Source organism: Dialister succinatiphilus (genome assembly GCF_928721695.1).
In the GTDB taxonomy this organism is placed as follows: domain Bacteria; phylum Bacillota; class Negativicutes; order Veillonellales; family Dialisteraceae; genus Dialister; species Dialister succinatiphilus.
This window is the reverse complement of record NZ_OV788641.1, coordinates 1,601,836-1,619,927: the sequence shown is the minus strand read 5'-3', so window position 1 is coordinate 1,619,927 and position 18,092 is coordinate 1,601,836. Positions and strand designations below refer to the sequence as shown.

13 protein-coding genes are annotated in these 18,092 nt (G+C 49.9%); 2 read left to right on the top strand and 11 right to left on the bottom strand.

Features of this window, described 5'->3' with window-relative positions; genetic code table 11:
• Positions 1-29: 29 nt before the first annotated feature.
• The 7 genes from NW747_RS06775 to NW747_RS06745 all read right to left on the bottom strand — a co-directional run bounded on the left by NW747_RS06775 (position 30) and on the right by NW747_RS06745 (position 9,337).
• A complete protein-coding gene (locus tag NW747_RS06775; protein ID WP_008859415.1) occupies positions 30-2,000 on the bottom strand; it encodes a penicillin-binding protein in 1,971 nt (656 codons plus the stop codon).
• Positions 1,975-3,492, bottom strand: coding sequence for a CCA tRNA nucleotidyltransferase (locus tag NW747_RS06770; RefSeq protein WP_273186195.1), 1,518 nt, complete (start codon positions 3,490-3,492; stop codon positions 1,975-1,977). Before NW747_RS06770 ends, NW747_RS06775 begins: the two co-directional genes overlap by 26 nt.
• Positions 3,493-3,862: 370 nt before the next feature.
• Positions 3,863-5,074 (bottom strand): NAD(P)-dependent malic enzyme, encoded by a 1,212-nt coding sequence (locus NW747_RS06765; protein ID WP_273186193.1) that lies wholly within the window; start codon positions 5,072-5,074, stop codon positions 3,863-3,865.
• Between the two features lie 33 nt (positions 5,075-5,107).
• Complete coding sequence (gene speD / locus NW747_RS06760) at positions 5,108-5,875, bottom strand: adenosylmethionine decarboxylase (RefSeq protein WP_273186191.1); 768 nt, start codon at positions 5,873-5,875, stop codon at positions 5,108-5,110.
• A gap of 146 nt (positions 5,876-6,021) precedes the next feature.
• The gene (locus NW747_RS06755; protein ID WP_273186188.1) at positions 6,022-6,621 is read right to left on the bottom strand and encodes an XTP/dITP diphosphatase; all 600 of its coding nucleotides are present in this window, start codon (positions 6,619-6,621) and stop codon (positions 6,022-6,024) included.
• 8 nt (positions 6,622-6,629) lie between these two features.
• Entirely contained in the window at positions 6,630-8,117 is a 1,488-nt protein-coding gene (locus NW747_RS06750) for a restriction endonuclease subunit S domain-containing protein (RefSeq protein WP_273186186.1), read from the bottom strand.
• A 425-nt stretch (positions 8,118-8,542) separates the two neighbouring features.
• Positions 8,543-9,337, bottom strand: a complete 795-nt coding sequence (locus tag NW747_RS06745; protein ID WP_273094591.1) for an MBL fold metallo-hydrolase — start codon at positions 9,335-9,337, stop codon at positions 8,543-8,545.
• 126 nt (positions 9,338-9,463) lie between these two features.
• Here NW747_RS06745 and NW747_RS06740 point away from each other — a divergent pair, with 126 nt between their 5' ends.
• Positions 9,464-10,363, top strand: coding sequence for a LysR family transcriptional regulator (locus tag NW747_RS06740; RefSeq protein WP_270528114.1), 900 nt, complete (start codon positions 9,464-9,466; stop codon positions 10,361-10,363).
• A 38-nt stretch (positions 10,364-10,401) separates the two neighbouring features.
• Here the strand turns inward: NW747_RS06740 and rpsI are convergent, their stop codons facing one another.
• Together rpsI and rplM are read right to left on the bottom strand one after the other, a co-directional pair.
• Positions 10,402-10,794: a 30S ribosomal protein S9 gene (gene rpsI / locus NW747_RS06735; protein WP_008859421.1), complete on the bottom strand. Its 393-nt coding sequence runs from the start codon at positions 10,792-10,794 to the stop codon at positions 10,402-10,404.
• 22 nt (positions 10,795-10,816) lie between these two features.
• Entirely contained in the window at positions 10,817-11,257 is a 441-nt protein-coding gene (gene rplM, locus NW747_RS06730) for a 50S ribosomal protein L13 (protein WP_008859422.1), read from the bottom strand.
• A gap of 794 nt (positions 11,258-12,051) precedes the next feature.
• On the opposite strand from rplM, the gene NW747_RS06725 reads away from it, so the two are divergent.
• Positions 12,052-13,515 (top strand): carbon starvation CstA family protein, encoded by a 1,464-nt coding sequence (locus NW747_RS06725; protein ID WP_008859423.1) that lies wholly within the window; start codon positions 12,052-12,054, stop codon positions 13,513-13,515.
• A gap of 43 nt (positions 13,516-13,558) precedes the next feature.
• Here NW747_RS06725 and NW747_RS06720 read toward each other — a convergent pair whose 3' ends face one another.
• Positions 13,559-16,444 (bottom strand): ATP-dependent helicase, encoded by a 2,886-nt coding sequence (locus NW747_RS06720; RefSeq protein ID WP_273186184.1) that lies wholly within the window; start codon positions 16,442-16,444, stop codon positions 13,559-13,561.
• A gap of 60 nt (positions 16,445-16,504) precedes the next feature.
• Positions 16,505-18,091, bottom strand: a complete 1,587-nt coding sequence (locus NW747_RS06715) for a DUF6020 family protein (protein WP_273186183.1) — start codon at positions 18,089-18,091, stop codon at positions 16,505-16,507.
• Between the last annotated feature and the right edge of the window lies 1 nt (position 18,092).

The window sequence follows — 18,092 nt, the reverse complement described above, 5'->3', positions numbered from 1 at the left end:
TGCGCTGCTTTTTCATAGGTCCTGCCTATTTAATCATGATGGGAGAAGTGGACCTTTACATTATCTCCCCGTTTCACTCGGCTGCCAATGCCCGGCTCCTGTTTATCGGCATAACCGCTGCCTTCAGGCTGGAAGCCCAGACCGGCTCGGGTCAGCCATTCGCCTACGTCCCGCATGGACCAGCCGGTAAAGCTGGGAAGGCGGAATTCTCTGGCGTTTTCCGGAGGAAGGCTGGGTTTGTAGAGTTCGATGGGCTTGTCCTGCGGCTTGGCATGAATAGTCTGGTCATCCAGGGTAGGAATTTTCAGGTACCGCATGATCTGGGTCATGGCTTCCTTGAATACCGGCGCCGCTACCTGGCCGCCGTAGTACGTTCCCTTTGGCGTATCAAGCACTACAAGACAGATGGCCCTGGCATCTTCCGTAGGACCGAATCCGCAGAAGGAGGCTATGTACTGCCCTTTCAGGTATCCGCCGTTCACCGGGTCCAGTTTCTGAGCCGTGCCGGTTTTACCGGCCATATGATAGCCCGGCACCCTGGCGTTGGCACCGCCGCCTTCGGACACTTCTTTTTCCATCATGTCCTTCACGTCATCAGCCACTTTTTTAGAAATAGGATCGCCGCTGTATTCCACCGGCGTCACTTTGTAATCGCTGCCATCAGCATTCTTGATGGACTGGATAATATGAGGTTTCACCATTTTACCGCCATTGGCTATGGCGCTGTAGGCCTGAACCATCTGCAGCGGCGTGACAGCAATGCCCTGGCCGATGGACATGGTGGCCACGTCGATGGGCCGCATATCCTTCGGTTCAAAAAGGATGCCGCTTCCCTCCCCGGGAAGTTCAATGCCCGTAGGTTTACCGAAGCCGAAGGCCTTGGCATAGCGGGTCAGTGTTTCGCCGCCGGTCAGAAGACCGACATGGGCAAATCCTGTATTAATGGAAAATTTCAGAATATCCACCAGCCGCACATCGCCATAGGACTCATCGTTCCAGTTCCGGATGGCATGGCCCGAAGCCCATACGGCGCCGGGATCATGCCACACCCGCTCTGTATCGTAGGTGCCTGCTGCCAGAGCCGCCGATGCAATGATAGGCTTGAAAGTAGAGCCCGGTTCGTAAATATCCACGACGGCCCGGTTCTTGAATTCCGCTTCCGTCGCCTTGTCATAATGATTGGGGTCATAGGTGGGTCGGTTTCCTAAAGCCAGAATGGCCCCTGTCTTTGGATCCATGACGATGATGATTCCGCCGGAAGCATGGGTGGATGTCATGGCACGGTCAAGAGCCCGTTCCGCATAGAACTGGATATTCTGGTCAATGGTAAGGTACACGGACTTTTCTTTTTTGGCCCTGTAGGGTGCCATGGCCGATTTCAGGATGGGATTGCCCCTGGCGTCAGTCAGGATATGCTGCTTATTTGCCCCGCCCCTGATGAGTTCATCCAGAGCCATTTCCAGACCATCCAGGCCCTTGTCATCCAGGCCTACAAAGCCAAGCACATTGGCAGCCATGGAATCGTTGGGATAGAACCGGCGGCTTTCATCAAAGAAACCAAAGCCTTTCCATTTCTTTTCCTTAATCAGGGCGATGACCTTATCCGAATCTTCCGGATCCATCACCCGTTCCAGCCATACGAAGCGGGAGTCCTGGGATAAATCCTTCACCAGATCCCCTTCTTTTTGATGAAGAAGAGGCGCCAGCTCTTTGGCCGCTTCTTCAGGGCTTACATTCATGGTACCGGGATCGGCATAAAAAGATTTCACCATAATGGAAAAAGCCAGTTCCCTGCCATTTCTGTCATAAATGGTACCGCGGGGAGAATAGAGAGTCTGCACTCCTTCTGTCTGGTTCAGCGCCATTTCTTCATAATGGTGGCCCTCTATGATCTGCACCCACATAAGACGGAGAAGCAGGAGACCGCCGATGATGCAGAGGATGAAAGAAAGCCTGACGCTTCGCTTTCTCATCCTATTCCTGGGCAGTTCCTTTTTCATGTTCCCTTCTCCTCTTGAATCTCACCGCCGCATCATAAAGGGCGGCTGGACTATTTTCCAGATTTCCATTCTGCACCCGGAGAAGGAGATTCTGCATTCCTTCTCCCACCAGGTTTCCCAAAAGCCGGGGTACATCTTTTCCGTAATGAAGCTCGCGGGTGGTCACAGGTACAGAAAGAGACACTTCCTCCATGTACCGTCCGAATTCGCTGTGCCCGGCAGTGTCTGAAAGGGACCGTCCACAGCCGATGATATCTGCATTTCCCAGGTCTGTCATCTGATGAAAGGCTTCTGCCATGTCGGCAGAGGAACGAAAGGTCTTTTTTCTTGCCAGACTTCTCACCCATTTCAGTGCATTGGCTTCCCCGAAATTAGCGAAATAATGAAATTTCATATGGTTTTCCACCAGCCATACCACCCGGTCTGTGAAATCGGAGGGCATCTGCCAGCGGGAGAGTATCTCCCGGGCCATGCGGGCGCCTTCCCTGTCATGGCCGTAATCGGTGAGTTTTCCTTTCCTCACTGCCCGAATACCGGGCATGCCCTTTCCCACATCGTGAAGAAGAGCCGCCCAGCGGTTCAGTAAAAGAGGCTGTGATGCATCCACCACTGCCAGCGTATGGTACCAGCCGTCAAATTTATGAAATTCCTTCTGCTGAGGAAGGCCCACCAAGTGAGAAAGCTCCGGAAGGATGGGCACTTTTCTGGAAACGCCGTTTTCTTTCACCTGACAGCTCATTTCATTGAGCCCGCTTCTCACCATGAGGTCCAGCCCCCGGGCAGCATGGGGCGTCACCAGGAGACGGTTGACTTCTTCCTTCACCCGTTCCAGAGAAAGGACTTCCACCCGGGGAAAGGCACTCTTCATGCCTTCCACCAGACTTTTGTCCACCATGAAATCAAGCTGCCCCAAAAAGCGGCAGGCTCTAAACATGCGGAGCACATCTTCGTTAAACCGGTTCGATGCAGGGCCAACGGTACGGAGCCGCTTCTTCTCCAGATCCTCCAGTCCGTGGAAGTAATCATAGAGACAGCCATCGCTATCCAGCGCCATGGCATTCACTGTGAAATCCCGGCGGCTTACATCTTCCTTCAGACTGTCAGAAAAAGAAACTTCCTCCGGCCGGTGGGCATCGGCTCCATAAAATTCCCGGCGAAAAGTAGTGACCTCATAGCTCTTTCCATGCCTCACCACAATGACAGTACCAAAACGCCTTCCACCACCGTCAACGGCCTTCCAGCCTGCAGCCCCGGCAATGCGCATGGTTTCCTCCGGCCGGGCAGAGGTGGTGATATCCCAGTCATGGGGCACTAGACCCATGAGAAGGTCCCTGACACAGCCTCCTACCACATAGGCCTCTTTTCCCTCTTCATTCAGTTTTCGAAGGATTGCAAGTGCCCCTTCATCGATTTTCCCTGCCCGTTCATCCTCCGGAAGGTCCCGGAAGCCTTTATCCCGCAGGCAGGAAACCATGCGGTTAATCAGATTCATAAGAAAAGCCTTTCCTGTCCGGCGTCCGGCAGGAATCCCCGGGGACGTCAATAGTCGTATACCTTATTATATACTTTTCAGTAAGGTGAGAAAAGGGGCCGCAGGCAGAGCCGTAGAGCAAAGCCTGTATCAAGCCCGTTTCCTTTGGGCGCAAAGGGTATAACAGGAAAGGCTCTTTATAGGCAGGCGAAGGGCAGACTTTGGCCAGCTTCCGTTTTTCATGCAGAATGCACAGAACATACTGACAGCGTCTCACGGTTGCTCAATGCCACTCAGCAGGAAGGCTGCCCCAGGCGCCTCCAATTCTCAAATCAGAAAAACCCTGCAGAGGATCATAATCTCTGCAGGGTTTTTACACTTGAAACTTCAATCAGTCTTTATACTGTTCGGGAAGTTCGGTGACTCTGGCAACACCGGAAGCAATCGCAGCTTTAGCAACGGCTTTTGCCACTTCATGAGGTACTCTTTCATCAAATACGTCTACCACCACATGGTCCGGATCCAGCTGGCACTTGGTAGCCAGGTCAGCCAGGGCATGGGCAGCAGCCAGTTTCATTTCTTCGTTGATCTGACGGGCTCTTACGTCCAGAGCGCCGCGGAAGAGGCCCGGGAATACGGAGGAGTTATTCACCTGGTTGTGCATATCGCTTCTGCCGGAACCATAGATGTATACGCCCTTTTCCTTGGCTTCTTCTTCCATGATTTCCGGTACCGGATTGGCCATGGCAAATACGATGCTCTTGTCAGCCATGGTCTTGATGGCATCATTATTGAATACGCCGGGAGCGGAGCAGCCGATGAGTACATCGGCCCCTTTCACTGCTTCGGCAAAGGAGCCCTGTTTATTTTCAGGATTGGTCTTATGAATCAGTTCCAGCTGTACCCGGTCCCGTTTGCCATTGTCGTAGAGAATGCCTTTGGAATTCAAGATGATCATGTTTTCCGGTTTCACGCCGTCTTCCAGAAGGAGGCGGGCAATGGCGGTGCCTGCTGCACCGGCGCCGTTCATAACCACTTTGATTTCATCGATCTTCTTGCCGGTGACTTTGAGAGCTCCCAGAAGAGCAGCCAGGGCAGCAATGGCGGTGCCATGCTGGTCATCATGGAATACAGGGATATTCATGATTTTCTTCAGTTCGTCTTCAATGTCATAGCATTTCGGAGAAGAAATATCTTCCAGATTGATGCCGGCAAAGTTCTTTTCCAAAAGTTTCACGGTATGGATGAATTCATCCTTGTCCTTGGTGTCAAGAACGATGGGGATGGCATCAATGTTGCCGAATCTCTTGTAGAGAGCGGATTTGCCTTCCATAACAGGCATGGCAGCAGCAGCACCGATGTCGCCCAGGCCCAGTACGCGGGTACCGTCGGAAATAACAGCTACCACATTGCCCCTCCAGGTCATTTCCAGGGACAGGTCTTCATCCTTCTTGATTTCCAGGCATGGAGCAGATACGCCAGGGGTGTATACGATAGCCAGGTCATGGCCATTCTTCATATCCGCATTCAGGGCGGTCTTAATCATCTGGTGCTTTTCTTTTCTAAGCGCAATGGCTTCTTTCTTCAGTTCTGCTGTATCCATTCTTTTCCTCCTTGTAATAAAAAAGAATACAAATCAGTCTTTAATGGCGGGCATATTCCTGCCATTGAAAATTTCATACATTTCCTGCTTCAGCAGGCGGCGGATTCTCTTCACTTCTTTGGGAGACAAATCCTTTTCCGTCATATCGAAAAGGTAATTATCCAGCTTGAAATCATGAAGGAGCATTTTGGTGTGGAAAATATTTTCCTGATACACGTTCACGTCAATCATGTCATAGGCATGGCGCAGATCCGGCGCCATGTAGTTCTGGATGGAATTGATCCGATGGTCAATGAAGATTTTCTTTCCCTTCACGTCCCTGGTAAAGCCCCGGACCCGGTAGTCCGTAATGACGATGTCCGCTTCAAAGGAACGGAGCAGGAAATTCAAGGCATTGAGCGGTGAAATTTTTCCGCAGGTAGACACATCAATGTCTGCCCGGAAGGTACAGATGCCATCCTGGGGATGCATTTCCGGATAGGTATGGACCGTGATATGGCTCTTATCCAAATGGGCCACCACATCCTGCTTTTCCACCTCTTCCTCTGCTATGAGCATGGTTACGCTGGCACCCTGGGGATCATAGTCCTGCTGGGCAATGTTCAGCACTTGGGCGCCGATGGTGTCTGCCACTTTCTGAAGAATGCCGGTCAGTCTTTCGGCGCTGTACTGTTCATCAATATAAGCGATGTACTTCTTCCGTTCTTCCTCTGTGCTGGCATAGCACACATCATACATATTGAAGCTCAGGGTTTTTGTCAGGTTGTTGAATCCGTAAAGTTTAAGCTTACTCCTTTTCATGAAGTAAACTGTCACCTCCCTCAACGGTTCCTTGGATGGAACACACAAATTATATCATAAGGTTATATAAATTGAAATAGTCCAGCAATAAGTATACTTTTTAAGTATAAAAAAGTATAAGCATTATGCCTTTCAATCACATATCATTACCGGGAAAGGGTTGATTCCTTCAGCTTGGCCAAGAGGGAACGGAGAGCCCGTCCACGATGGCTGATTTTATTTTTTTCTTCCATCGGCAGTTCTGCCATGGTTTTCCCATACCGGGGCAGGTAGAAAAGGGGATCATAGCCGAATCCGCCCTTTCCCTGGTAGAAATCCCGAATGATGCCTTCGCAGGTTCCTTCGGCAGTGATTTCCTTTCCATCAGGCCAAACCAGAGCCACTACGCATACATAGCGTCCTTTGCGGTCTTCTCCCGTATAGGGTTTCAGATCTTCAACAAGTTTTCGGTTGTTGGCTTCATCATCGCCGTGGACGCCGGCATAGCGGGCAGAATAAATACCGGGCCTGTCACCTAAGGCATCGGCAATGATGCCGGAATCATCGGAAAGTACCGGAAGTTTCACTGCCTTAGCATAATAATGGGCCTTAAGCAGTGCATTTTCCTTAAAACTTGTGCCCGTTTCTTCGGGCTCTGCCACATCCGCCACTTCTGCTATCGGCAGGACTTCCCAGCCGATTTCTGCAAAGGCTTTCCTGAATTCTCTGATTTTCCCCTCATTATGGGTTGCAAGTACGATTTTCATAATGCCTCCTACAAGGTGGGATGACCCATCATCATACCTACCGATTCTCTTTTGACTCTGCGCCAGTTCTGCTCTGCCTCTGCCAGTCGGGAAACTGCCTTTGCAGCGGTTTCTGTGATATCTTCCATTTTCTGTCTATCCGATACAGGAAGAGGCACACGAAGAAGGCGGGACATGGAAAAAGCATAAGTTTCTCCGCTTCTCATGGTTTCCAGAAAAAGCCGGCCCACCGGACCGTCGAGGTAAAGTTTAAGGAACCAGGGTGTATACCACCCTTTCATCCGCAAGCCGAAAACTCCCTTTCCTGCCACATATTCCTCCCCTTTTCCCACAGGAATGAAATGGAACTCCCCTTTATGGAGGGTCAGAGCCAGGTCGCCTTCTCTAAGAAGGATGCCTTCCCGGGGCTCGTCCCAAACCACGGGCCTTTCCTCATTCTTCAGGATTTCCGAGTCAGTCAAGGCTTCTGCCTCAAGAATCTGATATCTTCCGGCAGGAATCGTCTCCTTTTTCACTTCATCAAATTCCTGCCCCAGCGTATGCTCCATCTGGAGGATATTTCCTGCCAGTATGGCCTGCAGCGCCGGAGAGGCATTGTAAGCATACACATCGTAATTCCATTCATCGGCTTCCTGAAAAGCGGATAATGGCATCTTAAGCTGTTCAAAGAAAGCGCATTTTCCTTCTGCAAATCCCATATTTCCAATGGATACACCTTCTTTACCTTGATCAAAGCAAAGGAAAGCATATTCCCTTTCTCCCATGGAAAGGTCAAAATAGCCGGAAAGACGGCCGTCCCTGCGGACATCATTTCTTATACCGTCTGGAATGTCTCCCGAGGCCGTGAAATGGTCATAGGGAAGAATCCAGTCCATGGAGCCTTTTTCTGCCAGAAGGGGAAGAAGCTGCCTTTCTTCGCCCTGGCTTTCGCCGGTACCATGGAAGATATAGTCATACTTCACCTCATCATGGGCCAGGTCTTCGGGAAGAAGGAAACGGCAGCGAGGAAACAGGAGCTGCAGCCTTTTCTTCCACAGGGAGCTTTTCACCACAAAGGCCAGCCGTTTATCGGCCAGCTTGTCCCACAGCCTTCCAGCATAGGGAAGATAGGATTCCACGCCAGAGAAGAGCACTGTTTTGCCGGACTTTTCCGCCCGTTCTATGCCATATTCCACAAGTCCCTTCATTTCATCAGTCATGGGAGAAACGCCGGGCGCAAATACCATAGGATCCACCCGGAGCGCCAGGGTATAGACCCGCACATAGGTATCCGCATCTCCTTCATACATGCCCAGCTTCTCGGCAGTCTGTTTCATATTGTCATATAAATCTTCAATCGAAATACCGTACTGCTGGTTGGCTGGATTTAAAAAAAGGACATAATCCAGGTACCGTGCCCGCATGATTTCACTGAAAATACGGTCCGCCGGCACGCCATATCTGGCAAATGTCTCTGTCGCATCATGGATATCTTCCATTGTCATTACCGGTATCATCTTTTTCCTCCTGTACATATATGTAATATTATACGACATGGGCCATGAAAAAGGCTACTCTTCCCATAGAGGGAATTCCAAAGCTCTCAAAAATGCCACTTTCCAGAAATTCAAGTCTTCAGAGTCATCTTTTCCCTAAAATAAAAACGCCCATGGATAACCATGGGCGTTCTGCCATTCGGAAACGGATTAACGCTTGGAGAACTGAATGACGCCGAAAGACTCTTATTTATAAGGATTCAACAGTCTCTTTGTATATTGTACGTATAGTTTATCGCAACAAGCACAGTGCGATGGACGTTACTAGGATTCCAGATGATTGACAACGCAAAAATTACCACAGCACAATCTTGTTACCACATGCAAACGAATCTGTCGAACTTGTACGCAAATCTCAGTCAAATAGTTTGATTGATTGGTATCCATCAATATACAATGCTCTCGCCATCGGCTGGCATATCGTAATTCACGACGCCACGAGAGGCCAGTCGGCCGCGCATCGCATGACGAGTGATGGATGCATGAGCAACATTGTCCATATGCGTGATATAGAGTCTGGCATCAGGAGCTGCAAGTGACACATTCCAGACATCTTCATCCCCCATGATCAGACGGCCATTCTCGAGAGTCTCCGCTGCACAGGCATTGAGGGCGATTACTCCTGGTCGGAATTTCTCAATGGTTGCAGCGACTTCCTCATACCAGATGGTATCGCCAGCAAGATAGAATGTCTTTTCGTCTTTTGCTTCAAAGAGGACGCCCATGGCATTCCCGCAGGGGAGGTAGGTGCCGTGGAGAGCGGGAACCTGACGGATGCTGGCATCTCCTATTTTCATCCATTCTTTCGGAAGGATGGTGATCTCCTGAAATCCAGATTTCTTCAGGACAACCGCATCTTCTTCGTTCTGGCAGAGAATGGGTACAGCCTTATCGAGTGGGGCGCCTACAGTACCGTCGGCGAAAGAAATGTCAATGTGGTCCGGATGGAGGTGCGTGACGATGACGCAGTCGACATCTTTCAGGATTTCTTCTGTAGACATGGGAAGGTCATAGAACGGCATCGGCAGATGCTCCTTCACCTGGTCAGGGATATGGTAGGGATGCCCGGGCACGTCGGCGAAAGTGAACATGTGGCTCGGGGAAAGCCAGGGATCGATGAGAAACGTCTTACCGGCATATACCAGACGGTTAGTCGCGTTGCGGATCTGTGTGATTTTCATAGTATGCAAAACCTCCTTGTTCTTTATATGCCTCATTATAGCGAAGTCATGACACAGGGAAAAGAAGATAAAGAGTGGATTGAAGCAACGATATGGTTGCACTATAATGAGCACAGGAGGTGCTCTATGAATCAGAAACAGCTTCAGTATTTCGTAACCGTCTATCAGACACAGAACATAAAGACAGCCGCAGACAGGCTATTTGTCTCAAGGCAAGGCGTGAGCAAGGTAATCCGTCTGCTTGAGGAAGAGCTGGGGCAGCCGCTTTTTGTACGCAGCATAAAAGGAGTCATGCCAACAGACTACGCAACAATCCTGCTGCCTCATGCCAAACGTCTCCTAGAGGAATACGACGCCATACGCGGACTCCACACGCTCGCGGCGCAGTCAAAAAGTGTGGTCACCATTCATGCACTCGACCATGTGCTCGCCTATCTCGGTGCGCCCCTGATCAACGACTTCCATGAGGCGTATCCTTCCATCATTCTCAGCATCGTAGATACGACAGATGCCATGGCTCTAGCCGCATTGACGGCGCAGCAATGCAACTTTGCCATCGTAACGGGGCCGCTGGACGAGACGCGTTTTGAAGGAATCCCCCTCTTTTTCAGCAATTACAGTGTACGGATGCACAAATCACATCCTCTGGCGAAAAAAACATTTCTGACCTATGACGACCTAGACGGTCAGACTATCATCAGCAAAGGCCGTGCCTATGACTGCTTCCGCCACAATATCGACCAGCACATCCTCGTGCCCGGCCGACAGATCCACATCCTTGCGGAAACGGCTGATGAAAACATCATCCGCGCGCTTCTCCTTGAAAACAAGGCCATCAACATCGGCTACGACTATGCGGATGCCCTATACCCACATCCAGATATCGTGAGCCGAAGACTGAAAGCAGAAAATGGCGGGCAGATGATCTATCTCGTAGCAAACCTGCAGGTCCGCACGACAAAGGCAAGCCGCCTTTTCCGTGACTTTCTTTTAGAGTGGATACATAAAAAAAATCCCACCAGCTGATGCTGATGGAATCTTGTATGCTCGTGTAAAGCTAGTGATCAACGCTTGGAGAACTGGCTTGCTTTTCTTGCTTTCTTGAGACCGTATTTCTTACGTTCTTTCATTCTTGGATCACGGGTAAGCAGACCTGCACTCTTCAGTACTTTTCTGTAGTCTGCATCTACATCCAGCAGTGCTCTGGAAATGCCGTGACGAATAGCTCCGGCCTGACCTGTACGGCCGCCGCCCTGTACGTTGGCAATTACGTCATAAGCGGAGGTGGTTCCTGTCAGTTCCAACGGCTGTTTAATAATCAGTTCAAGAGTAGCCAGATCGAAGTAATCCTTCAGATCGCGGCCATTGATTGTAATATTACCCTGTCCCGGTACCAGACGGACTCTGGCAACGGATGTCTTTCTGCGGCCGGTGCCGTAGTATGTAGCTTCTGCCATTTCTTATTTCCTTCCCTTCCGGTTAACGGATATCAAACTTTAATTCTTCAGGTTTCTGTGCTGCATGCGGATGTTCGCTGCCTGCATAAACATGAAGTTTACGATACATCTGGGCACCGAGCTTGTTCTTTGGAAGCATGCCGCGGATTGCATGTTCAACAACCCATACCGGTCTTTCGCGAAGAGCATCTCCTGCCTTCTGGTATCTGTCACCGCCGATATAGCCGGTGTAGTGGAAGTAAACTTTCTTCAGTTCTTTCTTGCCTGTCAGAATGACTTTGTCTGCATTGATGATGATGACATTGTCACCGGTATCAACATGCGGTGTGTAGGTAGGTTTATTTTTGCCGGAAAGAACTTTGGCAACGTTAGCAGCCAGGCGGCCAACGGTCAGTCCTTCAGCATCTACGATATACCATTTACGGGTAATGTTGCCCGCATTGGCCATAAATGTGGTTTTCATTATAAATGATTCCTCCTGAATAAAAAACAGAACCGCAAGACATCGTCCTTCCTCCGGGGCTAGTGGTTTCCGGACAAATCTCACAAGGAGTATTATAACCTTTTCTGATAGCACTGTCAAATATTTTTTTATATATTTTTATTGGCGGGGATTGAGGACTGGGATTGGAGTAAAACCAGTCTCTCTGCTGCCCCGGGAGAACGGCTGACTATATGTATCACTTATGATACTTTACCATATCCCATCCTCTTCTGGCCAGATTTCCCAGTCACCGGAAAACAGTCAAAGATCATCTTTGTTATATAATGTTTCTATAGCCATGTCGCTCTTCATTTTATATCAATTACTGATGTAGCCTCCTTCTTTTTCTTATCCTTTTGTCTGCAATTATATATGTATTATATATAGAATTTTCCGACTGCATCCATTCTATTAAGCCATCACTCTAAATCATAGCAAATTAAGTTTGTATTATTTCAAAGCATAGCAGAAATCGATTACTCTTATTTTCTTCAATTCCGTAAAAAGTATATTCTATTTCACCTATTGACGAAATCTATTTCCCGTTGTATTCTTTTATGCGTAGAAAGCAATCAATCAGAAGCAAAGGGCATTGTATATGAGCAATACTCATAATGTGAACTATCTATAACATATAGTCATAATGCTTCAAAACGAGAGGAGATGGATGACAGAGGATAGCGATTCTATTCTTTTTTATTGTATTCACTGCGGATTCTCAGGGCTTATGCCTTGAAAATCCACATCGTACCAATTTTTAAGGAGGCATTCCCTTGACCACTTTCTTACTTGCCCTGGCTGCTCTCATAGCCGGCTATTTAATTTACGGATCCATCGTGGACAGGCTTTTCGGACCTACGGACCGCAGGACACCTGCCCTCATACACAATGATGGTGTTGACTACATGCCTCTTCCCACGTGGAAGGTATTTCTCATCCAGCTCCTGAACATTGCAGGCCTTGGCCCGATTTTCGGCGCCTTAGGCGGTGCTCTCTGGGGGCCTTCGGTATATCTCTGGATTGTGCTGGGTACTATTTTTGCCGGCGGCGTCCATGATTACCTCTCCGGCATGATGTCCATCCGGGAAGACGGCCACAGTATTTCTGAAATCGTAGGCTGCCATATGGGACATACCATGCTCACCATTATGCGTTTCTTCTCCGTTATCCTTCTGGTACTGGTAGGTACCGTATTCATGACCGGCCCGGCCATGCTTCTTGCCAAGCTTACGGGCTGGCAGGTCCTCCCCTGGCTTCTGGTGGTTCTTGTTTACTATTTCCTGGCCACTCTTCTTCCTGTTGATAAAATCATTGCCCGTTTCTACCCCATTTTCGGTATCTGCCTGATCATCATGGCTCTGGGTATTGCCGGCGGCATGCTCATGGGCGTAGGCGGTCACGTCATGCCTGAAATGGTTCTGGCCAATATGTATCCCGGTGAAAACCAGCTTCCCATCTGGCCGCTCATGTTCATCACCGTGGCCTGCGGTGCTATTTCCGGTTTCCATTCCACCCAGTCTCCTATTATGGCCCGCTGCCTGAAGGATGAACGCCTTGGCCGTCCTGTATTCTACGGTGCCATGGTAGCCGAAGGCATTATCTGCCTCATCTGGGCAGCAGCCGGCGTCACCTTCTTCGACGGTACCGGCGGACTGCAGGCTGTCCTGAAAGCCGGCGGCCCCGGCGGCGCAGTGTATGACATCTGCGTAGGCTACATGGGTACCGGTATCGGTGCGGTGCTGGCCATGCTGGGCGTTATTGCCTGCCCCATCACTTCCGGCGACACCGCTTTCCGTGCTGCCCGCCTGACTCTCTCTGACTGGTTCCACATTGATCAGCAGAGAACGGTAAAGCGTCTCTGCCTGGCTGTTCCACTGCTGGCTATCGGCGGTCTCCTTTCCCAGATTGACTTCAACATTGTATGGCGTTATTTCTCCTGGACCAATCAGACCCTTGCTATGATTGTTCTGTGGACCGGTTCCGTTTATCTGTATCATCAGTGTGCAAACCGCTATGCATGGCTCATGGCCTGCATCCCTGCCACCTTCATGTCTGTAGTGACCTTTACCTACATTCTGCAGGCCAAGGAAGGCTTCCAGCTGGATCCATCCATCACTTACCCGGCGGGCATTGCCTTCGGTGCTCTGTGCCTCTTCCTCTTCCTGAAAAAAACGGTCTTCAAAAAAGATGCCGAAAGAGAATGCAACAGTTCCATGGAATCTACTCTGAACGGATAACCAATAAAAAAATCCCGCAGCTGCGGGATTTTTTTATTGTCTTCTACTCTCCATTCCTTTCACAGTATTCCTTCCATTCACAGAAGCGGCAGCTTTCTGGAAGGCGGCCGTTCACCTTTTTCTTCCGATGGTTGAAATCTTCTGCCAGAATGCAGCGGGCTGTATGGTCAAAGGCCTTCATCCGTTCTTCCACCTTCGCCGGATTTCCTTCCACTGCAAGAAGCGGTTCCTCTGTTTCACCGGTGAAATAGAGGAGAAGTTTCCCCACCGGTACTTTCAGTTTTTCCTCTACCAGATAGGCATAAATCTGAAGCTGCCTTTCATATCTGGCAAAAAGAGGACTCTTCCGGTCCGGCTTCCTGCCTGTTTTGAAATCAATAATATCCACCTTTCCGCCGCCGCTTTGAAGAAGGTCGATGGTACCGTTCAGAATGTATTCATCTTTCACCAGTTCCAGAGGATATTCTGCTTCCCGTATCATGGACCAGTCTCCCCGTCGATAGGAAATATACCCCAGCACTTCCTGGAATGCCTTTTCCAGCTCGTCCTTGGAAAGCCAGGTATTTTCTGCCTTGGAAAGGGCCTGGTAATCTGCCATGAGCCAGGCGTATACATTGGCCGGCGTCAGTCTTTCCTTCTGCCCGGAAAGCACAGCCCGATGAATATCTTCGATAGTTTCATGGACCAGGGTCCCATATAGAAGGGCCATGCCCCGCACCGGTGCAAATCGATACACCCGGCTGAGCTTGTACTTCAGAGGACATTCTTCATACAGCGCTGCCTGGGCGGTGAAGGAAATGCGGGGTTTGAAATGGCCTTTCTCTACAGGGCGGAAATGGAGCTTTGTGAAATCGATTCCCCTCCTGTCAAATTCCGGAAGGCTGGCAAGGGGTTTCTGAAATGCAGGAAAAGGCTGTTTTCCCTTCTTCACGCAGCAGGCCAGGGCCAGCACCGTTTCCGCCCGGGAAAAGGCAGTGTAGTATTTCCTTCGGAAATCAAAATCCCGGATATCGCTGTAAGGTTCATAGGAGCGGCGGCCGGTCATCTTTTCCACCACCCGGGGAATGAGGGAGTCTTCGCCCCGGGGCTTTTCATAAAGGGACGCCACAATGACCACCGGATATTCCAGACCCTTGGACTGATGAATATTCAGGAAGGACACCTGTCCCGGCGGAGCATAGGCTTCTTCATCCTCGTACTCCCCTACTCCGTTCTCATACCACAGCCGCAGGTAGCGGGAAAAGAAAATATATACATCCTCCAGTGTTTCCTTGCCGTAGCCGTGATTTTCTTCTGTAAAGCAGTCGAAACGGCTGATGAGCCTGGTAATGGAGGCAAGATTTCTGGCTTCATTGCATTCTCCTGCAGCAGCCTTATCCAGAAAAGCAGAAAAAGGAGGAAAGGAAAGAATTTTATATGCCAGGGGCAGCAGATTTTCCGGCAGTTTCTTTTCTCTTTCCACTTTTCTTTTCATGGAGCGGATCCACTGCCTCAGGTCTTCGTTCCTCTTCATCATGTCTTCTGCCATGGAGAGGAAAAGGACATAGGCCTCGCGGATTCCCTCTGTCTCATCCATAACCCTGTCCTGCCCTAATTTCCGCCGGATACCGGAAAATAAATAAAGAAGACAGCCAAAGAACCAGGCCACTTCCTTCCGTTCAAAAAAGTGTCCCGACCGGGGAGCATACACGGTAATATGCCTTTTGCCCAAGGCATACTGAAGACGCATGGACGTATCCCCCTTGACGGAGTCAAAGAGCAGGGCCACCTGGTTGTAATCCGATATGCAGCCCTTGCTCTTCAGTTCTTCGATGAAATGGCACACCCGGTCTTCAAAAAGCCGGTCGTCTTCCTCTGCCGTAATCCGTACCACTGAGGGTACGCTTTCCTTTCCCCCGCCCGATTCCAAAAGGCCTTTCCGGTAGCGGTACAGATGTCCCATCCGTTCCCAGGAGAACCAGTCGGGCTTAGCCATCCAGCGCATGCAGAAGGAAACGATGCCCTGGCCTGAGCGGTAATTGGTATGAAGGGTAATCACGCGGCAGCTGCTGCCAAAATGCTTTTGAAACTGGAGGATATTGGCCACCGTGGCGCCGCGGAAACGGTAAATGCTCTGGTCATCATCGCCTACAACGAAAATATTTCTCTCCCTGCCGCCCAGAATCTGTACCAGCCGCTCCTGAATATAGTTGGTATCCTGATATTCATCCACCAGGATATAGCGGATTTTTTCCAGCACCCGGCGGCGCACATTTTCTTTTTCCGAAAGGATATAATAGGCCTCGGTCTGAAGCTTGGTAAAATCAAGGAAATTCTTCTTCCGGGCCAGTTTTTCATACCGTTTCATCATCCAGCCCAATACCCGGATTTTTTCATCCCGGCTTCGGATCATATCGTCTGCCTTCATCAGCTCTTCTGACAGGCGGTTCACATACTGGCATATGGTGCGGCACCGTTTCCAGGGCGGCACCGTCACCTCTTCCCCCGTCCTGTTATTGATGTAGGAGGACTGTACGACCAGCTCGAAATTGGGAATCTCTTCAAAGTCCGCCAGATGCTCATACACCATGTACTGCTGCTCAAACTGATCTGTTTCTATGAAATTTCTTTCCAGCCTTGTATATTCCCGGAATTCCTTCAACAGGCGGCGGCAGATATGGTGAAAAGTCCCTATATACATTTCATGGAGGTTGATCTCAATGCCCTGCCGGGACAGCTCATTGGTGAGCCTTGTCATAAGCTCCTTGGACGCCTTCACTGTATAGGTGACAATCATGATCTGCTCCGGCTTCACTTTCCTGTCCCGGATCAGATAAAGGACCCGCTGGATAATGGTATAGGTCTTTCCTGTTCCAGGACCTGCAATAACCAGGGTAGGTCCTTCGGAGTGGATTGCTTCATACTGGTCAGGATTTTGAATACTTTCCATAAAAAGCTCCTTTGTGAATAGATAAAGCCTTATAACCCAGGGTGAAATGACATCTGAAAATCACCGGTGCTTCTCGTCCTCTCCATTTCCATAAAGAAAAAGAATAAAAAGCAGGGGAAGTCCCAGCACATAGGCAAAGGAATAGCGGAATACCGCAGAAGCCGGCGTGGAAACCAGAAGAGTCAGGGTATTGGCCAGAAGAGGCAGCGCCGCCGGAATCAAATCCTTCTTTCCGCCGCAATAAAAAAGGAGGCAGAAAAAGAGGGTAATCCACAGGCAGAGGCCGCTTCCCAGAAAACGGCTGCCAGAATAGGTATAGCTGCCAAGAAAAGACTTCAGCCCAAAGGGCATGGGAAAATCTCCCAGAGCAAGCATATCATTGTCCGAAGGTACCATATGTTTCGTATTCTCATCAGACAGGGCCCAGCCGAAACGGGACTGCACGCCATGGTCCAGGGGATCCAGATTCCACAGGGCATAGGTTTCCGTCATCCAGCCTTCCACATAAAGTCCTGGATTTCTTATCCCCGTGTCCAGCCAGGCCAAAAGGAAAGCGCCCTTTTCCCTGTTTAAATCATTTCTTTTAAAATCATCGTCCCATTTCACAAAATCCACGGTGGCCGGAGAATAATCCTTCTTCCATTTTTCCTCCGGCAGGAGATGGTTCATGAGCTCTATGGTTTCTTCGCTGCGGCTTCCTCCCATCACCAGCACCCGTCCCATCTGCTGAAGCGGTATGGCCATACTTTCCTGGAAAAGAGGCTGCCAGTCATGGTAAGAAAGAATAATCTTTCCCGGAACAATGGCCAGAGCTGCGGCAAGAAGGAACAGGACTGCCTCCTTTCTCGCCCCCTTTTGGAGGACCAGTGAAACAAGTATCAGCATAGCCGCAATGAAAAAGCCGTTGCTTCTCAGCAGCATGAGGGAAAGGAGCGAGAGAAACCAGAAAATAGATGTACCCCGGCCCCCTGTTTCTTCTGCCATGAAAACCATGCATCCTGCAAGGGCTAAGGAAAAGAGCCCATCTCTCACTGCAGCTATGCCATAATTACCCACCATGGGAAGGAAGGTGAAATAGAAATAAAGCAGAAGTGCCGGCACCTCCCCCTGCCTTTCCTTCACATGAAATACAATCCTTGTAAGGCCATAAGCATAGAGAAAAAGCTGGCCCAGGGAAAGCAGGAATATAACCGGCTCCCTGCTTCCCAAAAGATGCTTTCCTAAAAGGGCGCCATAGCCATAGACCAGGGAATAAAGCCAGGGAAACTGTATGCCCCCGTAAAGGGGATTCTCCATCATGAAAAGGGTATCGTTCATGCCCGGCGCTGGATAGAGGGCCAGAAGGAAAGGCAGCTGCCAGAAAGCCATAAAGAAAAAGGCCGGCCAAAAGAGCCGCCGTCCCCTGCTTTTTTCACTGCTGCGGGGCAGGGTCAGGCAGAGCCTGACGAATGGCGGAAGAACTGCGGCAAAAAGGATAAAAAGGAGAAGCAGTATAAATCCATCTTGGAGCGCTAATATTTCATTTCCTGCTTCTGCCACTTTATCCCCCATGCAGTCGATTTTATAGGTATACAGGACAGCAGGAGATAAGAAGAGGGAAAAGACCAGACTTGCCCGGCAGGGCACATCCCAGCGAAAAAGTTTCATC